Genomic DNA, 18,943 nt, shown 5'->3' with positions numbered 1-18,943 from the left:
GGTCGGCGACCACCCCCCCCCGGCGAGCGAGGCTCGGCCACGCGGGCTCAGGTCCAGTAGAGGACGCGGCACGCCGGCAGCCGCTGCTCCAGCTCGCGGCGGAACCACTGCCGCAGGTCGTCCATGACGGGCTTGGGGTAGACGTGCTTGGTGGCGCCGAACTTGCCCCGCTTGACCGCGCGCTCCGCCTCGTCCATCTCGAGGGTGGTGCGGGGGTACCACCCGAGCAGCACCTCCTTGCTGGTGGCGGTGAAGCGGTGGGTGATCAGCTCGGCGGTCAGGTCGAGGTCGGGGACGTCGGCCGTCGCGGTCTCCACCAGGTCGAGCAGGTGGTCGTAGTGCTCGCGCCAGCCGTCGATCGGCATGATCGGGGCGATCGTGAGCCCGACCGGGTAGCCGGCGAGAGCGAGCCGGCGCAGCGCCGCGAGCCGCTGCTCCAGGGTGCTGGTCCCGCCCTCCCAGCGCTGGGTCACCGGCAGGCAGTTGACGCTGAAGCGCACCCGGGTGCGGCCGGCGTGCGGGAGGGCGACGAAGCGGTCGACGTCGGCGAACTTGGTGGTCCACCGCAGCTGCACCGGCGCGTCCCAGGCACCGAAGTGCTCGACGGCGCGCTGCCAGCTCCCGGTGAGGTGGTCCAGCGCGAGCGGGTCGCTGTAGCAGGAGGCCTCGAAGGTGGTGCCCTCCTGGCTGCGGCGCGTCGAGCGGCTCGTGACCTGACCGGTCCCGAGGTAGGCGGTGAGGTTGTCCAGGATCGCGTCGAGGTCGGCGTACACCCGGGTCACGGGCGGGCCGGACAGCGAGCCGGCGAGGTAGCAGTACTGGCAGTGCGCCGGGCAGCCCTCGGCGAGGTCGACGCGCCAGTCGGCGCTGGGGGAGATCGGCTGCAGCCGACGTCGGCTGGGCGGGCTGACCACGACGGCCAGCGTGGACTTCGCGCGGGCGTAGGTCTCCCGCTCGGTCTCGCCCCGCAGCCCCACCAGCCGGTTGGCGCGCAGCCGCTCCACCTCGATCCCGAGGGCCTCGACGCGGGCCACGATCCGCTGCCCGTGGGGCTCGTCCAGCGCGGCCGGGGTGACCAGCACCCGCTTCGGCGTCCAGCGCCGGGCGGCGTGCGGGTGCAGCTCGAGCGCGGAGCCCCCGTCGGCGGCCCGCGGGTCGCGTGCGCTGGTGACCTGTGTCTCGTCGGGCATCGCACCTCTTCCTGGGTCCCTGCCCATACCCGTCGGTCGCGTTGACACACCGGACCCCGCGCTGCACTGTGAATCAGATGTGTTCCGAGTGCACCGACCTGGGGGTCCCGACGTGACCGACACCGTGAGCAGGGAGACCACCGGACCGGCGCCCGGTCCCGACGACGGCAGCGCGACCCACCGGTCGCTGCCCCTGGACAAGGTCGTGTTCGGCGTGGCCGCGGCCGCCGTCCTCGGCTTCGTGCTGTGGGGCGCGCTGGCGCCCGACGCGATGGGCAGCGCGACGACGAGCACGCTGACCTGGCTGGAGAAGAGCTTCGGGTGGCTCTTCGTGCTGACGACCGCCGCGTTCGTGGTGTTCTCCGGCTACCTGGCCATCAGCCGCTACGGCAACCTCACGCTCGGCCCCGACGACGCCGAGCCGGAGTTCAGCACGTTCTCCTGGGTCTCGATGATGTTCGCGACCGGCATGGGCATCGGCCTCATCTTCTGGGGCGTGGCCGAGCCGCTGACCCACCTCAACACCCCGCCGATGGGGATGGCCGAGCCCGGCACGCCCGAGGCCGCCCGGCTGGCGATGGAGTACACCTTCTTCCACTGGGGCCTGCACCCCTGGGCGATCTACGCCGTGATCGGTCTGGCCATCGCCTACTTCGCCTACCGCAAGGGCTACGGCAACCTGATCTCCGGCACCTTCCGGCCGCTCATCGGCGACGCCGCCGGCCGGGCGCCCGGCAAGGCGATCGACGTGGTGGCCATCTTCGCGACGCTGTTCGGCTCGGCCACCTCGCTGGGGCTCGGCGCCCTGCAGATCACCGGTGGCCTGGACAACGTCTTCGACGGCTCGGGGGAGAGCATCGCCCTGGCCCTGCTCGTCATCTGGGTGCTCACGGCGTGCTTCGTGGTCTCCGCGGTCACCGGCATCGAGAAGGGCGTGCAGTTCCTCTCCAACGCCAACGCCATCGCCGCCCTCGTGCTGGTGGCCTTCCTCTTCGTCGTGGGCCCGACCGTCTTCATCCTGTCCACGTTCACCGAGGGCATGGGCGCCTACCTGACCCAGCTGCCCACGATGAGCGGCCGCACCGGCGCCTTCGACGCGGACCAGGCGACCTGGCTCAACGGCTGGACGATCTTCTACTGGGCCTGGTGGGTGTCCTGGACCCCCTTCGTCGGGATGTTCATCGCCCGCATCTCCAAGGGCCGCACCATCCGCCAGTTCGTCGTCTACGTGATCCTGATGCCCAGCCTGGTCTCGTTCGTGTGGTTCTCGATCATGGGCGGCGCCGCCTTCGACCTGCAGCTCAACCAGGGCAAGGACCTCGGTCAGACGCTGGCCGACGAGGGCACCGAGTCGATCCTGTTCACGGTGCTGCGCGACTACCCGCTCGCCTCGATCACGGTGGTGCTGGCGATCTTCCTCATCGCCATCTTCTTCATCACCGGCGCCGACTCGGCCTCGATCGTGATGGGGATGCTGAGCCAGCACGGCGAGGAGGAGCCCAAGCGCTGGCTCGTCGTCTTCTGGGGCGTGGCCCAGGGCGCGGTCGCCTCGGTGCTGCTGTGGTCGGGGGGCGACGACCTGCGGGCGGGCCTCACCGCGCTGCAGAACCTCGTCATCATCGTCGGCGGCGCCTTCATGATCGTCATCATCGCGATGTGCGTCTCCCTGATGAAGGCGCTGCGCGCCGAGCCCTACGAGTCGACGCTGCCGACCCGCATCCGTCGGGCCGTGCAGCACGTGCAGGAGCGCGACGAGCAGGAGCAGCACTCGATCGCCCTGGCTGCCCTGGGCGCCGACCACGAGGAGATCGTGCCGGAGAGCCGCGACCCGCACTCCGGACACCCGGGGCAGCCCGGCTGACCTGGGGAGACGTGTGCGGTTCGCCGCACGCGCGCGGCGTCGCCGGGGCATGATCGTGGTCATGACCTCCGGCACGCCCAGGCCGCTCGACGCGGTGGCGGACCAGGTCCGCCGCGCGGTCGACCGGCTGCTCGCGGCCGCGGACACCCAGGCCCCCGACGAGCTGCCCCGCGCCGTCGCCGACGCGGCGGGGGAGCTCGGGGCCGCCGACGCCGTGGTCCACCTCGCCGACCTGCAGCAGCGCCAGCTCGTGCCGCTGCCGCCCGCGGGGAGCCAGGAGCCCGGAGCCGCCCCGCTCGGCGTCGACTCGACCCTGGCCGGACGTGCCTTCCAGACGCTGCAGCCGGTGAGCGGCGCCGGCCCGGGGGAGCGGGTGCAGCTGTGGCTGCCGCTGCTCGACGGCAGCGAGCGCCTCGGTGTCCTGGGCCTGACCGTGCAGCCCGGCACCGCGCTGGCCGACGAGCCCGCGGGGCTGCGGGCGTTCGCCTCCGCCCTGGCCCACCTGCTCGTCACCCGCAACCTGTACGGCGACGCGCTGCTGCGCCCGCGCCGGTCGCGGCCGCTGACCCTGGCGGCCGAGATCCAGTGGTCGCTGCTGCCGCCGCTGACCTTCTCCGACCGGTCGGTCACGGTGGCCGGCGGGATGGAGCCGGCGTACGAGGTGGCGGGCGACTCGTTCGACTACGCCGTCGAGCGCGGCGCGGCGCGGTTCGGGGTCTTCGACGCCATGGGCCACGGCATCGTGAGCGCGCAGCTGATCAACCTGGTGGTCGCGGCGTACCGCAACGCCCGGCGCACGGGCCGGACGCTGCGCGAGACCGCCGACGGCATCGAGGAGGCGGTCGACCTCGCCTTCCGGGTCGAGTCCTTCGCCACCGGCCTGCTGTGCCACCTCGACACCGACACCGGCCGGCTGAGCTGGATCAGCGCCGGGCACCACGCCCCGCTGCTGCTGCGCGCCGGGCGCCTGGTGCGCGAGCTGGCGGTCGAGCCGCTGCTGCCGCTCGGTCTCAACCGCGGCCTGGACCACACCGCCGAGGCGCCGGTCGGCACCGAGCAGCTGGAGCCGGGCGACCTGCTGCTCCTCTACACCGACGGCGTCACCGAGGCGCGCTCGCCCGCCGGCGAGTTCTTCGGCCGCGACCGGCTCGTCGACCTCGTCAGCCGCCACCTCGCGGCCGGGCTGCCCGCCGCCGAGACGGTGCGGCGGGTGGTGCACGCCCTCATCGACCACCAGGCCGGCGACGTCGTCGACGACGCCACGCTGCTGCTCGTGCAGTGGCACGGGCCGCCCGGGGCGACCTGAGGCAGCCGCTGCCCACCGGCCGGGCCGCCCGGACCCGGAGCCGTGGCCAGTCCGGAGGTCGGCTCACGTCCGCGACCGCAGCAACCGGCGGAACGACCGGGTCGAGCCGCGTCCCGTGGTCAGGCGCCCCGCGTTGGCGTCGGCCACCAGCGAGGCCACCGTCTCCGTCGCGTCGGCCCGGTTGCTGCCGATGCCGCCGCGCGGGCCGCGCTTGACCCACCCCACGACGTACGACGCCCCGACGGCGCCGCCGGTGGCGGGGTCGACCACGCGCCCCTGGTCGTGGGGGACGGTGCTGGTCTCGCGGTCGAAGGGCAGCCCGGGCAGCGGCTCGCTGCGGTAGCCGACCGACCGCAGCACCAGCCCGGCGTGCAGCACGACCGGCTCCGGCGCCCCGGGGTCCTCGGGCCGCGCCGGTGCCAGGTGGACCGAGCCGACGCGGTCGTCGCCGTCGACGCGCTCCAGCACCGAGTCGAAGCGCAGCACCAGCCGGCGCCTCCCGCCCACGGGGGACGCGGCGTCCAGGGGCACCTGCGGCAGGTCGCGCAGGGCGGCCGCCTTGCTGCCCGCCGCGGCCGCGGCGATCGCCTCCGTCGCGGCGGCGCCTCCGTCGACGACGACGTCGAGGTCCGCGCGCTGCAGCAGCGGGCGCAGCTCCGCCAGCGCGTACGCCGCGTCGCCCGGCCCGCGACGGCCCACGAGGACCACCTCGCGCACGCTGCTGCGCCGCAGCGCCGCGAGCGCGTGGCGGGCCAGCGGCGTGCGCACCAGCTCCTCGGGGTCGGTGAGCAGCAGCCGCGCCACGTCGAGGGCGACGTTGCCGTTGCCGACGACCACCACGCGGGCGGGCGCACCGAGCTCGAGGTCGACGAGGTCGGTCGGGACCTCGGGGTGGCCGTTGTACCAGCCGACCAGGTCGCGGGCGGCCAGGCTGCCGGGCAGGTCCTCGCCGGGGACCCCGAGCGTGCGGTCCGCGGAGGCGCCCACGGCGTACACGACCGCGTCGTGGTGGGCCAGGAGCTCCTCGTGGGTGACGTCGCGCCCGACCTCGACGCCCAGGCACATCTCCAGGCGCGGGTTGCGGAAGACGGTGGCGAAGCGGTCGGCGATCGCCCGCGTGCTGGTGTGGTCGGGCGCCACCCCGAAGCGGATCAGGCCGCCGGCGACCGGCAGCCGGTCGAGCATCGTGACGTGGGCGCTGGTGGTGAGCAGCCCGGCCGCGGTGTAGCTCGCCGAGGGGCCCGTGCCGACCACCGCGACCCGCAGGTCGGCCGCGTGGGGGCTGAGCGCGACGGGGAAGGTGGGGTCGCTCCAGCCGCGGTCGTCACCCTCCGGGACGGGGGCGTCGGCGAAGTGGTCGCGGTTGAGTTCGACGTACGCCGCGTCGGGGCCGCGCAGCAGCTCCTCGGCCGGGAAGATCGCGTCGACCGGGCACGCGTCGGCGCAGGCGCCGCAGTCGATGCAGGCCCGCGGGTCGACGTAGAGCATCTCGGTGGTCCCGAAGCCGGGCTCGTCGGGCGTGGGGTGGATGCAGTTGACCGGGCACACCGAGACGCACGAGGCGTCGCTGCAGCACGACTGCGTGATGGCGTAGGGCACGCGCGCCTCAGACCATGCTGACGCGCTGGTAGAGCCGCAGCGCCGGCCGGGTCAGCAGGCCCAGCTCGTCGAGGAACTCCATCAGGTGCGCGCAGCTCGAGCGCATCAGGGTGTGGTGGTGCTCGTTGGCCCGGGCCTCGGCGAGCGCGCGCTCGGGGTCGAGGCCCGCGGCGGCGTACACCCCGTCGTTGACCATGTTGGACACGATCAGGTGCGCGGCGATCGCGATCACCAGGGCGGAGGTCCGGCGACGGGCCGGGCTCGCCCCCTCGATCCGCTCGCGCATCTCCTGGCGGGCGAACTTCATGTGCCGCGACTCCTCGACCACGTGGATCTTGCTGGTCGTGCGGACGATCGGCAGCACCTGCTCGCCGCGCATCCAGTCGCGCTGCATGACGTCGAGGACCTCCTCGGCGACCAGGATGCCGCCGTACGCCACCTCGGCACTGGCCAGCGCCTTGAAGCCACGGCCCAGGGCGATGCTCGACCGGGTCGGGAAGTAGGCCGGGATGCCCATCTTGGAGCAGGCGCGGGCGAACATGATCGAGTGGCGGCACTCGTCGGCGATCTCGGTCAGGGCGAACTGGAAGTCCGAGGTCGCGTAGTCGGTGCAGTACTGGTCGCGCAGCACCATCTGCTGGAGGATCATCTCGAACCAGATGCCGGTGCTCATGATCGAGGCCACCTCGTGGCGCGTCAGGGTGACCCGCTGCTGGTGGGTCATCTCGTCCCACAACCGGGTGCCGTAGAGCGTGCTCCACTCGGGGTTGAGGCCGAAGTGCGTCGGGTCGAGGTCGGCGTCCCAGTCGACCTCGACGGCCGGGTCGTAGGACAGCGCCGCGGAGGAGTCGAGCAGGCGCTGCGAGGCGTCGCGCTGGTCGGCGCCGGAGGCGGGCGCGGTGCGGGGGTGGCTCTCGACGAGGGTCATGCGTGCTCCCTGAGGTAGGTGGTACACGACGTCACTTCCAGATAGACGGTACAACGTGTACCCGGTCGACGACAGACCTCCGGGACGTGACCCGGGTAACCTCGGCGCGTGTCGTCCTCGCCCGCCCCGTCCACCGACGGGCGCGCGACCCGGTGGACCGGGCAGCAGCAGCGCCGACGGGCCGAGTTCGTGGCCGCGGCGCTGGTGGCGATCGGCAAGCACGGTGCCGAGGTGTCCACCGAGCAGATCGCGGCCGAGGCCGGCGTGGCCCGCACCCGCCTCTACCGCCACTTCGCCGGCGCCCACGAGCTCAACGAGGCGATCGCGCTGCGCGCCGAGGCGATGCTGCTGGAGGCGCTCGCCCCGGTGTGGGACGTCTCGGCCAGCCCGCGCGACATCATCCGCACGGCCGTCTCGACGCACCTCGGCTGGCTCACGGAGAACCACCAGCTCTACCTCTACCTGGTGCGCCACTCGGTGGCCACGGCCAGCGGCGAGAACGTCGTCAACGACGTGAAGCGGCTGATCTCCAACCTGCTGATCCGGCTGCTCGACGAGTACGTCGAGGCGGTCGGCCTCGACGCCCGGGTCACCGAGCCGCTGTCCTTCGGGCTGGTCGGGTTCGTCGACGCGGCCGCCGGCCGCTGGGTCGCGGCGCCGGGCGGGCTGGCGCTGGAGGAGATGGTCGACCTGCTGGCCGGCTGGATCTGGTCGGTCCTCGACGGCGTGCTGCGCGGCATCGGGCTCGAGATCGACCCCACCGTGCCGCTCGACCTCGGTGCTGCGGCGGCCGAGCCGTCCTGAGCCAGGTGCCGGGGGAGCGCGGGGTCAGGCGGGTCCGGTGGGGTCGGCCGGGGTGCGGAAGCCGCGGAAGGTGACCTCGCGACGCACCTCGAACCCCAGGCGCTCGTAGACGCGCAGCGCGCCCGCGTTGTCGCGGCGGGCGTGCAGGAACGGGCGCTCGCCCCGCTCGAGCACCCGGGCCGCCACCTCCTCGACCAGCCGCGCCGCGAGACCGCGGCCCCGGTGCTCGGGGGTGGTGCAGACCGCGCTCACCTCGGTCCACCCGGGCGGGTGGAGCCGCTCGCCCGCCATCGCGACCAGCCGACCGGACGGGTCCCGGATGCCGAGGTAGGTGCCCATCAGGCGGGTCCGCTCCCAGAACGGGCCCGGCCGGGTGGCCCGCGCCAGGGCCAGCATCGCGGGCACGTCGGCCGCGCCCAGCTCGACGACGGCGCCGTCGTCGCGGCGCGCGAGTCCCGCGGTCGGCCCGACCAGCTGCACGCCGTCCATCGCGAAGACGTCCGTCCAGGTGGGCGGGGGAGTCGCGGTCGCGCTGAACAGGTCGGCCACCGCGCCCGGGCCCACCAGCGCGGCCAGGTCGGCCCACGCGGCGGCGGTCGGGTCGTGGGGCACGGCCAGGAACGTCGAGACGTCGGGGTGGTAGCCCAGGGCGCTGCCCCGTCGCCGGGCGAGGTGGGCGTGGGGCCCGCGCAGCGCGTGACCCACGGGGTCGTCGAGGACAGCCACCGGCCCAGTCTCCACGGCGCGAGGTCGCACCCACTGGGCGGCCCACCTTCCGTGAACGGTCGTTCGCCGGACAGGGATGCCCGTTTCGTCCTATCTTCAACCACATGACGCGACCCCGCGGAGGGGCAGGGCCGCGGCGGCAGCAGGAGGCAGCATGTGCGCACGGTCCCGACGACACCACCCCGTGACGTGCGCGCGGCGGTGACCTCCTGGCTCCCGCGCGGCGGGACCCTCCCGGAGCGGAGCTGGCAGGCCCGCCACCGCGGGCTGACCACCATCGCCTGGCTGCACGTGCCGGTGCTGCTGGGGCTGGCGCTGGTGCGACCCCGTGGCGGCACCCCCGAGCTCGCCGTCGGCCTGGTGCTGGTGGCGCTGCTGGCCCTGGGGGGGTCGACCCCCCGGTCGTCGCGGACGCTGCGCGCCTCCGCGGTGACGCTGAGCCTGCTGGTCAGCACGGCCCTGCTCATCCACCTGTTCCACGGCATGATCGAGCTGCACTTCCACTTCTTCGTGGTGATCGCGCTGGTGGCGATGTACCACGCGTGGGCGCCGTACCTGCTCGGCATCGGGTTCGTCCTGGCCCAGCACGCGGTGATGGGCCTGGTGATGCCGATGGCGGTCTACAACCACGAGGCCGCGATGGCGCACCCCGTCGCCTTCGCCGGCGTGCACGGGCTGTTCGTGCTCGCCGAGTCGCTGGCGTGCCTGACGTACTGGAAGGCGACCGAGCAGGCGCTCGACCAGGAGCGCGAGCAGCGGCTGCGCGCCGAGGAGGTCAGCGGGGCGCTGGCCGTGGCCAACCGCGAGATCTCCGACCTGCTGGCGATGATCTCCCACGACCTGCGGGCGCCGCTGACGGTCATCAACGGCTGCGCCGAGGTCGCCCTCGACTCCTGGCCCGAGCTCGACGACTCGTCGCGGCGCACGTTCATGGGCAAGGTCCAGACGGCCGGGCTCTCGCTCGAGGAGATGCTCGAGGAGACCCTGACCCTCTCGGCCATCGACGCCGACGGCCTGCTGCCCGAGCCGACCTCGGCGCGGCTCGACCGCCTGGTGCACGACGTGCTCGGCGCGCTGGGCCACCCCCTGGAGGACCTCGAGCTGCAGCTCGACCCGGTCGTCGCGTTCGCCGACCGCCAGCAGGTGCGCCACGTGCTGACCAACCTGGTCACCAACGCCGCCAAGTACGGCGCCCCGCCGTACGCCATCTCCACGCGCGCGCTCGAGCGCCACGTCGAGCTGGTCGTCGAGGACGCCGGTCCGGGAGTCCCGGTGGACTTCGCGCCACGGCTGTTCGACCGCTACGCCAGGTCCGACGAGGCCCGGCGCGGGGACCAGCGCGGCACCGGGCTGGGCCTCTACCTGGTGCAGGAGCTCTCGCGGGCCAACGACGGCACCACCCGCTACGAGCAGCGGGCCGGGGGTGGGTCCCGCTTCGTGGTGTCCCTCCCGATGGGCGGGCCCTGCCTGACCGGGGTCGTGGACCGGCACCACGACGAGGACGGCAGCACGCCGTCGACCACCACCGGTCCGTCGGTGCGGTGGCGCCGGACGCCGCTGCGCGAGGTCCCGGCGGCGGGCTCCGGGTCGACCGTCCAGCTGCGCGCGCTCCCGGGTCTCGGGTGAGGCCGGGACTTACGTCGTAAGGAAAGTGGGCCACGGACCCGTTTGCAGGTCCGGGGTGGGGTACCGCAGGACCGCACCGCCCCCGACCTCGTGCAGGTCGGGGGCGGTGTCCGTCTGCCCAGGGACTTAGTTTCAGTTTCAACCGGTGGGGAACTCCCAGGTCACGCGGCGGGTGACGTGCCGGCCGCGCTCTCGCCATCCCCACGAGGAGTCCCATGAGCACCCACGAGCACACCCCGCTGGACCGCAAGGACGTCGTCGCCCGCGAGAAGGAGGCGTACGGCGGCGTCAAGGTCTTCTGCGCCTTCTTCGGCTGGATCACCGCCACCGGCATGACGGTGCTGCTCACCGCGCTGGTCGCCGCCGCCGGCGCCGGGGTCGGCCTGGTCTCGAGCACCTCCGACGTCGCCGGTGCGGCGCAGGACCAGGGCATCTCGGCCGAGGAGATCGGCTGGGCCGGCGTCGTGCTCGTCCTCGTGATCGTCTTCGTCTCCTACTACAGCGGCGGCTACGTCGCCGGCCGCATGGCCCGCTTCAACGGGGCCCGCCAGGGCGTCGCCGTCTTCGGCTGGGCCGTCGTCGCCGCGATCGTCGTCGCGATCCTGGGTGCCATCGGTGGCGCCAAGTTCGACGTGCTCGACCAGCTCAACAGCTTCCCGCGCCTGCCCGGCAGCTTCTCGGACCTGAGCCTGGCGGCGGTCGTCGCCCTGGTGGGCGTCGTCGCGGCGAGCCTGGTCGGCGCCGTCCTGGGCGGCACCGCCGGCATGCACTTCCACCGCAAGGTCGACCGCACCGGCCTGGGCCGCTGACCCACCCCGCACGACTTCGCAGCACCCCGCACCACTCGAGGGCGACCCGCACCGGGTCGCCCTCGAGCGCGTCCGGGGGCGTCTGCCGGGCGCTCCGGGAACGCTGCGTCGTCGGCGTGGTCTGGGTCACACCGGCGTGACGATCCCGGGGCGGCCCCCGTCTGACTGGTGGCTCGCCGTCACCCGGACGGCGTCCCTGCGAGAGGTGGTCCGTCCCGTGGCCCGCACCAAGCGCACCCTGTTCTCCGTCCTCGGCTGGCTCGTGTGGAAGCTCCTGGCCCTGGTCGGGCTGCCGGCCGCGAAGCGACGTCTCGAGGACCGCCGCGGCGGGAGCACCCCGTCGCGCCGTCGCCGGCGCTGACGCCCCCGACCACCCCGGGCGCTCGACCGAGGCGCCGTCCCCACCCGAGAGCGAGACACCCATGTCCGAGCACGAGTCGACCCCGTCCACCCCGACGTACTCCCTGTCCCGACGCCTGGGCGCCGAGGCCTTCGGCACCTTCTGGCTGGTGCTGGGCGGGTGCGGAGCCGCCGTGCTGGCCGGTGACGCCATCGGCAACGCCGGCATCGCGCTGGCCTTCGGCCTGAGCGTCCTCGGGGCGGCGTACGCCGTGGGCCACGTCTCGGGCGGCCACTTCAACCCGGCCGTGTCCGTCGGCATGGCCGTGGCCGGCCGCCTGCCCTGGCGCGAGGTGCCGGCGTACGTCGGGGCGCAGGTCGTGGCCGCCGTCGCCAGCGCGGGCGCACTGCTCGTCGTGGCCCGGGGCCGGGACGGCTTCGACCTGGCCGACGGCTTCGCCACCAACGGCTACGGCGACGCGTCGCCGGCGGCGTACGCCTGGTGGGCCGCCGCGATCGTCGAGGTGCTGCTGACCGCGATCTTCGTGTGGACGATCCTGGGTGCCACCGACACGGTCGCCCCGCGCGGCTTCGCGCCGCTGGCCATCGGACTCACGCTGACGCTGGTGCACCTGGTCTCGATCCCCGTCGACAACACCTCGGTCAACCCCGCGCGCTCCATCGGCCCCGCGCTGTTCGCCGGCGGCACCGCGATCGAGCAGCTGTGGCTGTTCGTGCTCGCCCCCGTGGTCGGCGCGCTGGTGGCCGGGGCGACGTACGGCCGGCTGTTCGGCCAGGTCCCCGCGTCGAGCCTGCAGGACGCCGAGCAGGCCTGAGCCAGCGCACCGTCCGGCTCTCAGCCGGTCGGCTCCGGGTCCTCGAGGCCGCGGCGCAGGTCGCGGTAGATCCGGGTCAGCAGCCGGGAGACCTGCATCTGCGTCACCCCGAGCCGCTCTGCGACCTCGCGCTGGGTCAGCCCGTGGAAGAACCGCAGCTCGAGGATCAGACGGTCGCGCTCGCGCAGGCCGCGCACGACCGGGCCGAGCATCACCCGGGCGTGGACCGCGTCCTGCTCGACCTGCTCCGATCCGAGGAGGTCGCCCAGCGTCGCCGATCCCTCACCCACGGGCACGTCCAGCGAGGTCGGCGAGAAGCAGCCGCGCGCCCCCAGTGCCTCGCGCACCGCCCGTGGCTTCGCGTCGAGCGCGGTGGCGAGCTCCTCGACCGAGGGCTCGCGGCCCGACGACGTCTCCAGGTCGCTGCGGGTGCGCAGCGCGGCCAGCTGCAGCTCCTGCGTGCTGCGCGGCGGCCGGACCATCCAGCCGGAGTCGCGGAAGTAGCGGCGCAGCTCGCCCCTCATCGTGGGCACGGCGAAGGACAGGAAGGCGTGGCCGGTGGTCGCGTCGTAGCGCCGCGAGGCGTGGACCAGCGCGAGGAAGGCGACCTGCTCGAGGTCGTCGGTCGCGACGCCACGGTGGTGGTAGCGCGAGGCGACGGACGCGGCGACCGGCATGTTGAGCTCGACGAGGCGCTCACGGATCGCTGTGTCGCGCTCGGGGTCGTCGGTGGACGACAGCTCGAGCGCGAGCGCATCGGTCAGCTCGCGGCGACGGGGGTCCTCGGGGGCGCGGCGGGGGCCACCGGGCATGGTCTGGGCAGGGACGTGGGGCATGACGCACCTCGCGACGCAGACCCGGGCGGGCGGCGTCGTACGACGAGAGCGGTATGCACCCTTGACTCGAGTGCCGGTGGGCCGGACGGGCGGACGAGGGAGAAACGTCCCGGGCGACACGAGATCCCGTCCGCCGAAGGTAGCCGTCTTACGCAGTAAGCGCAACGTGGCCGGCGACCCGCGGGAGCCCCTCAGGAGGCGGTCAGCGGTCGATCATCCGCGCCATCGCCTCGGGGTAGCGCTCGCCCTGCACCTGCACGCTGGTGGAGGCCCGGTCGAGCTCGGCCAGGTCCTCGGCCGTGAGCTCGAGGTCGGCGGCGCCGAGGTTCTCGTCGAGCCGCTCCAGGCGGCGGGTGCCGGGGATCGGCACGATCCAGGGCTGCTGGGCCAGCAGCCACGCCAGCGCGACCTGCCCGACCGTGGCGCCCTTGCGCTCGGCGACGGCCTTCACCAGCTCGACGAGCGCCAGGTTGGCCTGGAGGGCCTCCTGCTCGAAGCGGGGGAGCGTGGCGCGGATGTCGCCCTCGCCGAAGGTCGAGTCGGCGGTGACCTGCCCGGTGAGGAAGCCCCGGCCGAGCGGGCTGAAGGGCACGAAGCCGATGCCGAGCTCGGCCAGCGTGGGCAGGACCTGGTCCTCCGGCTCGCGCCAGAACAGGGAGTACTCGCTCTGGAGGGCGGTCACCGGGTGCACGGCGTGGGCGCGGCGGATCGTGCCGGCCCCCGCCTCCGACATCCCGAAGTGCTGGACCTTGCCGGCCTCGACGAGCTCCTTGACGGTGCCCGCGACGTCCTCGATCGGGACGGACGGGTCGACGCGGTGCTGGTAGAGCAGGTCGATCGACTCGGTCCGGAGCCGCCGCAGCGACCCGTCGACCGCCGCCCGGATGTGCTCGGGCCGGCTGCTGACCCCCGTCTGCTTGTCGTCCTCGTCGAAGGCGAACCCGAACTTGGTCGCGATCACCACCTGGTCGCGGACCGGCTCCAGCGCGACGCCCACCAGCTCCTCGTTGTGGAACGGGCCGTAGACCTCGGCGGTGTCGAAGAAGGTGACGCCCCGGTCCACGGCCGCCCGCAGGAAGTCCACCATCTCCTCGCGCGGCGGCCGCGCCCCGAACGACTGGCTCATGCCCATGCAGCCGAGGCCGAGGGGGGAGACCTGGAGGCCGGACGTTCCGAGGGTGCGTGGCTGCATGGCGGTGCTCCTGGCGTGAGGACGGTCCCGGAGGACGGACGACCCCACGGTAGCCACGGTCGCCAGGGTTGGCTCCTCCTGTGGGTCCGCTGTGCCCCTGGTGTGACGTGCGGCGCATGCCCCCGGTGGGCCTGGGTACAGCGCACCCATCGACCGGCCCCGTCACCGCTCACGCAGCTGGTGCACGGGGTCGGTCTTTTGGTTGCCCGGGGGTCTCCGGACCCCCACCCCATCCCCCGGCCATACTGGCCCGCGTGAGGACGCGATGACCCCGGACGACGATCGCCCCGAGGTGGTGCGCCGGGTCGTGCTGGTTGGCATGTCGGTGCGCGAGGTCGACGCCCGCGACCGGCTGCGGGAGGCCGCCGAGCGCCTGCCCGCGTCGTACGCCGGGTCGGTGGCGTTCCTGCAGCTCGGGGACCCCTCGCTCGCCCGGTGCCTGACCGGCCTCGCCGACGAGCTCGCCGACGCGCGCGCCGGCGAGGGCGCCGACGAGGTGGTCCTCCTCGGCGTCAGCCTCGGGACCTTCGCGCCGGGGGCGTCGTGGCTGCGCCGGATCGCCGCCCACTGGTGGCGCGAGCGGACGGGCCACCGGCCCGTGGTGCGGGTCGGGACCTCGCTGCTGGGCGCCGAGGACCTGGTGGCGCGCGACCACGAGGGCGACGACCGCCTCGCCGAGGCCGTCGAGTCGGCCCGGGTGGTCGACGGCCGCGAGCCGGGGATGACCTCCGAGGCGTGGGAGCAGGTCACCCGGCACCGCCACCAGGTGCTGGTCTGCCGGGGGCCGCGGTGCACGGCCCTGGCCTCCGACAGCAGCGCCGAGGCGCTGGTGCTGGCGCTGATGGGCCACGACCTCGGCGACGACGACGTGCTCGTCACCCACACCGGGTGCCAGCTGCCGTGCAACCAGGCGCCGGTGGTCAGCGTGCAGCCGGACGACGTCTGGTACGGCCACGTCGACCCGGACGCCGCCCGCGAGATCGTCGCCCGCCACCTCGTCGGGGGCGTGCCGGTCGAGACGCATCGGCTGGACCGGGCCCGGCGTGACCTAGGCTGAGGCCACTTGTCCCGTGGGACCAGGAACCCGGCGTGATTCCGGGGCGGTTCCGCCACTGTGAGGCCCGACGTCGCGACCCCGGTCGCGCCGCGGGCCGAGCCAGACACTGACCACGGGGCGTCCAACAGTTCGGGGCGAGAACCCCGAGGAGGAGCCCCGGTGACCATGCGCATCGCCCTGCTGTCCACGTCCGACACCGACCTGCTCTCGGCCCGGGCCTCCGGCGCCGACTACGTGCTGGCCAACCCGTCCCGTCCGGGCCACCAGTCGATGGCCGAGACGCTGGCGGGCGTCGACCTCGTCGTCGGCCGCATCCTGGGCTCGCCCCAGGACCTGTGCTCGGGCTTCGCCCGGATCCGCGACACCGGGATGCCGGTGCTGGTCCTCGGCGGCGAGCAGCAGCCGAGCGCGGAGCTGATGGAGCTCTCGACCGTGCCGATGGGGGTGGCCGCGGAGGCCCACCGCTACCTCGCCGAGGGCGGACCGGCCAACCTCGCCCAGCTCCACGGGTTCCTCTCCGACACCGTGCTGCTCACCGGCGAGGGCTTCGAGCCGCCCGTCGAGGTCGCGCAGTGGGGGATGGTCGAGCGGCCCTTCGAGACGGGACGCCGTCCCTCCTCGGGGACCGAGGGTGCGAGCCTGCCGCGGGTCGGGATCCTCTACTACCGGGCCCACGAGGTCTCCGGCAACACCGGCTTCGTGCACGCCCTGGCCGACGCGATCGACGCGACCGGCCGGGCGGTCGGCGTCCCCGTGTTCTCCTCCTCGCTGCGCTCCGCGCCCGACGAGCTGTACGCCGCCCTCGGCACGCTCGACGCGCTGGTCGTGACGGTGCTCGCCGCCGGGGGCAGCAAGCCGGCCACCGCGAGCGCCGGCGGCGACGACGAGGCGTGGGACGTCGAGCGGATGGCCTCGCTCGACATCCCGATCCTGCAGGGCCTGTGCCTGACCAGCAGCCGCGCCGAGTGGGAGGCCTCCGACGACGGCGTCACGCCGCTCGACTCGGCCACCCAGATCGCGATCCCGGAGTTCGACGGGCGGATCATCACCGCGCCGTTCTCGTTCAAGGAGATCGACGCCGACGGCCTCCCGCGCTACGTCGCCGACCCCGAGCGGGCGGCCCGGGTGGCCGGGATCGCCGTCGCGCACGCCCGGCTGCGCCACGTGCCGGCCGCGGAGCGGAAGGTGGCGCTGATGCTCTCGGCGTACCCCACCAAGCACAGCCGGGTCGGCAACGCCGTCGGCCTCGACACCCCGGTCTCCACGATCCGGCTGCTGCGCCGGATGCGTGACGCGGGCTACGACCTCGGGGGGCCGGGTGCGATCCCCGGGCTCGACCTCGAGGACGACACCGAGGCCGGCGACGCCCTCATCCACGCCCTGATCGCGGCCGGCGGCCAGGACGAGGAGTGGCTGACCAGCGCGCAGCTCACCGACGCCCACGTCCGCATCACCCCCGAGCAGTACGCCGACTGGACCGCCGGTCTCGACGCCGGGCTGGTGGCGGGGATGGTCGAGGCGTGGGGCCCCGCTCCCGGGCGCCTGTTCGTCAACGACGCCGGCGAGATCGTGCTGGCCACGATCACCGCCGGCAACGTGGTGCTGCTCATCCAGCCGCCCCGCGGCTTCGGCGAGAACCCGGTCGCGATCTACCACGACCCCGACCTGGCGCCGTCCCACCACTACCTCGCGGCGTACCGCTGGCTCTCGGCGCGTCCCGAGGCCGGCGGCTTCGGAGCCGACGCCGTGGTCCACCTCGGCAAGCACGGCTCGATGGAGTGGCTGCCGGGCAAGAACGCCGCCCTGTCGGCCGGCTGCGCCACCGACGCGGCGATCGCCGACCTGCCCCTGATCTACCCCTTCCTGGTCAACGACCCGGGGGAGGGCGCACAGGCCAAGCGTCGGGCCCACGCCACCATCGTGGACCACCTGATCCCGCCGATGGCCCGCGCCGAGTCCTACGGCGACATCGCCCGCCTCGAGCAGCTGCTCGACGAGCACGCCAACATCGCGGCGATGGACCCGGCCAAGCTGCCGGCCGTCCGCGGCGAGATCTGGCAGCTGATGCACGCCGCCGAGATGCACCGCGACCTCGGCCTGGAGGAGCGCCCCGACGACGAGGCGTTCGACGACTTCATCCTCCACGTCGACGGCTGGCTGTGCGAGATCAAGGACGCCCAGATCCGCGACGGCCTGCACGTGCTCGGCCAGGCCCCGGCGCCCGAGGCGCGGGTCAACCTGGTGCTGGCGATCCTGCGTGCCTCGCAGGTCTTCGGCGGCGAGTCCCACGCCGTGCCCGGCCTGCGCTCCGCCCTCGGGCTCAAGGAGGGGGCGGAGGCCACCACCGCCGTCGACGAGGTCGAGCGGCAGGCGCGCGACCTCGTGGTGCGGATGGAGGCGGCCGGCTGGGCGCCCGAGGCGGCGCTGACGCTGCACGACGACCCCGTGGTCCAGGAGGTGCTCGGCTTCGCCGCCACCCAGGTGGTGCCGCGGCTGGCGCGCACCACCGACGAGCTCGACGCGGTGCTGCACGCGCTCGACGGCGGCTTCATCGCGGCCGGCCCGTCCGGCTCGCCGCTGCGCGGGCTGGTCAACGTGCTCCCGACCGGCCGCAACTTCTACACCGTCGACCCGCGGGCCGTGCCCTCGCGGCTCGCGTGGGGCACCGGGCAGGCGATGGCGGAGTCGCTGGTGCAGCGCTACCTCGACGACACCGGCGCCTACCCCGAGTCGGTCGGCCTGTCGGTGTGGGGCACCAGCGCGATGCGGACCTCCGGCGACGACGTCGCCGAGGTGCTCGCGCTGCTCGGCGTGCGCCCGGAGTGGGACGAGGCCTCCCGGCGCGTCAGCGACCTGCACGTCGTGCCGCTCGAGGAGCTCGGCCGGCCCCGCATCGACGTCACCGTCCGGATCTCCGGCTTCTTCCGCGACGCCTTCCCCCACGTGGTCGCCATGCTGGACGACGCGGTGCAGCTCGTCGCCGCCCTGGAGGAGCCCGACGACCAGAACTTCGTGGCCGCCCACGCCCGCGCCGACCTGGCCGACCACGGCGACGAGCGCCGCTCCACGACCCGGATCTTCGGCTCCAAGCCCGGCTCCTACGGCGCCGGCATCCTCCAGGTCGTCGAGAACGGCAGCTGGCGCGACGACCAGGACCTGGCCGAGGTCTACACGGCCTGGGGCGGCTTCGCCTACGGCCGCGGGCTCGACGGGGCGCCGGCGGCCGACGACATGCGCACCAACTACCGCCGCATCAAGGTCGCTGCGAAGAACATCGACACCCGCGAGCACGACATCGCCGACTCCGACGACTACTTCCAGTACCACGGCGGCATGGTGGCCACGGTGCGCGCGCTGACCGGTGCCTCCCCGCAGGCCTACGTCGGCGACTCGACCACCCCCGACGCCGTGCGCACCCGCACCCTGCAGGAGGAGACCAACCGCGTCTTCCGCTCCCGCGTGGTCAACCCGCGCTGGATCTCGGCGATGCAGCGCCACGGCTACAAGGGCGCCTTCGAGCTGGCCGCGACCGTCGACTACCTCTTCGGGTTCGACGCCACCACCGGGGTGGTCCACGACTGGATGTACGCCGCCCTCGCCCAGGAGTACGTCCTCGACGAGACCAACCAGGCCTTCATGAAGCAGTCCAACCCCTGGGCGCTGCGCGGGATCGTGGAGAAGCTGCACGAGGCCGTGGACCGCGGCCTGTGGGAGTCGCCCGACCCGGAGCTGCTGGCCCGGATGCAGCAGGTCTACCTCGACCTCGAGGGCGACCTGGAGGACCGGGAGTCGTGAGTGCCACGGGGCGCCCGGGCGCCCTCCCACCCCCACGAC

The 18,943-nt window shown here is 73.9% G+C and carries 15 protein-coding genes and 1 riboswitch; of the genes, 9 read left to right on the top strand and 6 right to left on the bottom strand.

Going from position 1 to position 18,943, the window contains the following annotated elements:
- Nucleotides 1-47: 47 nt before the first annotated feature.
- On the bottom strand, nucleotides 48-1,190 hold the full coding sequence (locus BLU55_RS05260) for an SPL family radical SAM protein (protein ID WP_231917056.1): 1,143 nt from the start codon (nucleotides 1,188-1,190) through the stop codon (nucleotides 48-50).
- Between the two features lie 112 nt (nucleotides 1,191-1,302).
- Here BLU55_RS05260 and BLU55_RS05255 point away from each other — a divergent pair, with 112 nt between their 5' ends.
- Nucleotides 1,303-3,051 (top strand): BCCT family transporter, encoded by a 1,749-nt coding sequence (locus BLU55_RS05255; RefSeq protein ID WP_197681104.1) that lies wholly within the window; start codon nucleotides 1,303-1,305, stop codon nucleotides 3,049-3,051.
- 61 nt (nucleotides 3,052-3,112) lie between these two features.
- Nucleotides 3,113-4,357 carry a PP2C family protein-serine/threonine phosphatase gene (locus BLU55_RS05250; protein ID WP_157682741.1) on the top strand — a complete coding sequence of 415 codons (1,245 nt, stop codon included), beginning with the start codon at nucleotides 3,113-3,115 and terminating at the stop codon, nucleotides 4,355-4,357.
- A gap of 63 nt (nucleotides 4,358-4,420) precedes the next feature.
- Here BLU55_RS05250 and BLU55_RS05245 read toward each other — a convergent pair whose 3' ends face one another.
- Both BLU55_RS05245 and BLU55_RS05240 read right to left on the bottom strand, forming a co-directional pair.
- Entirely contained in the window at nucleotides 4,421-5,956 is a 1,536-nt protein-coding gene (locus BLU55_RS05245) for a 4Fe-4S binding protein (RefSeq protein ID WP_091726902.1), read from the bottom strand.
- A 7-nt stretch (nucleotides 5,957-5,963) separates the two neighbouring features.
- Nucleotides 5,964-6,884 (bottom strand): AurF N-oxygenase family protein, encoded by a 921-nt coding sequence (locus BLU55_RS05240; protein ID WP_091726899.1) that lies wholly within the window; start codon nucleotides 6,882-6,884, stop codon nucleotides 5,964-5,966.
- A gap of 108 nt (nucleotides 6,885-6,992) precedes the next feature.
- Here BLU55_RS05240 and BLU55_RS05235 point away from each other — a divergent pair, with 108 nt between their 5' ends.
- On the top strand, nucleotides 6,993-7,688 hold the full coding sequence (locus BLU55_RS05235; RefSeq protein WP_091726898.1) for a TetR/AcrR family transcriptional regulator: 696 nt from the start codon (nucleotides 6,993-6,995) through the stop codon (nucleotides 7,686-7,688).
- 24 nt (nucleotides 7,689-7,712) lie between these two features.
- Here BLU55_RS05235 and BLU55_RS05230 read toward each other — a convergent pair whose 3' ends face one another.
- Nucleotides 7,713-8,414, bottom strand: a complete 702-nt coding sequence (locus tag BLU55_RS05230; protein ID WP_231917055.1) for a GNAT family N-acetyltransferase — start codon at nucleotides 8,412-8,414, stop codon at nucleotides 7,713-7,715.
- Nucleotides 8,415-8,615: 201 nt separating this feature from the next.
- Between BLU55_RS05230 and BLU55_RS05225 the strand changes: the two genes are divergently transcribed.
- The 4 genes from BLU55_RS05225 to aqpZ all read left to right on the top strand — a co-directional run bounded on the left by BLU55_RS05225 (nucleotide 8,616) and on the right by aqpZ (nucleotide 12,024).
- Nucleotides 8,616-10,040, top strand: a complete 1,425-nt coding sequence (locus tag BLU55_RS05225; RefSeq protein ID WP_157682740.1) for a sensor histidine kinase — start codon at nucleotides 8,616-8,618, stop codon at nucleotides 10,038-10,040.
- 215 nt (nucleotides 10,041-10,255) lie between these two features.
- Complete coding sequence (locus tag BLU55_RS05220; protein WP_091726890.1) at nucleotides 10,256-10,849, top strand: hypothetical protein; 594 nt, start codon at nucleotides 10,256-10,258, stop codon at nucleotides 10,847-10,849.
- Nucleotides 10,850-11,066: 217 nt separating this feature from the next.
- Entirely contained in the window at nucleotides 11,067-11,210 is a 144-nt protein-coding gene (locus BLU55_RS19350; protein WP_157682739.1) for a hypothetical protein, read from the top strand.
- A gap of 61 nt (nucleotides 11,211-11,271) precedes the next feature.
- Entirely contained in the window at nucleotides 11,272-12,024 is a 753-nt protein-coding gene (gene aqpZ, locus BLU55_RS05215) for an aquaporin Z (RefSeq protein WP_091726887.1), read from the top strand.
- Nucleotides 12,025-12,044: 20 nt separating this feature from the next.
- On the opposite strand, the gene BLU55_RS05210 is transcribed toward aqpZ, so the two are convergent.
- Nucleotides 12,045-12,860: a sigma-70 family RNA polymerase sigma factor gene (locus BLU55_RS05210; RefSeq protein WP_091726885.1), complete on the bottom strand. Its 816-nt coding sequence runs from the start codon at nucleotides 12,858-12,860 to the stop codon at nucleotides 12,045-12,047.
- A gap of 202 nt (nucleotides 12,861-13,062) precedes the next feature.
- On the bottom strand, nucleotides 13,063-14,052 hold the full coding sequence (locus BLU55_RS05205) for an aldo/keto reductase (RefSeq protein ID WP_091726882.1): 990 nt from the start codon (nucleotides 14,050-14,052) through the stop codon (nucleotides 13,063-13,065).
- A gap of 265 nt (nucleotides 14,053-14,317) precedes the next feature.
- Between BLU55_RS05205 and BLU55_RS05200 the strand changes: the two genes are divergently transcribed.
- A complete protein-coding gene (locus BLU55_RS05200; protein WP_091726880.1) occupies nucleotides 14,318-15,109 on the top strand; it encodes a (2Fe-2S) ferredoxin domain-containing protein in 792 nt (263 codons plus the stop codon).
- Nucleotides 15,107-15,238, top strand: a riboswitch (cobalamin riboswitch). It overlaps the preceding gene by 3 nt.
- A gap of 36 nt (nucleotides 15,239-15,274) precedes the next feature.
- Nucleotides 15,275-18,904, top strand: coding sequence for a cobaltochelatase subunit CobN (gene cobN / locus BLU55_RS05195; RefSeq protein ID WP_197681177.1), 3,630 nt, complete (start codon nucleotides 15,275-15,277; stop codon nucleotides 18,902-18,904).
- Nucleotides 18,905-18,943 lie beyond the last annotated feature (39 nt).

The organism is Nocardioides scoriae, assembly GCF_900104965.1.
In the GTDB taxonomy this organism is placed as follows: domain Bacteria; phylum Actinomycetota; class Actinomycetes; order Propionibacteriales; family Nocardioidaceae; genus Marmoricola; species Marmoricola scoriae.
Note: the sequence above shows the minus strand (reverse complement) of the source record. Positions and strands in the feature narration are given on the sequence as shown.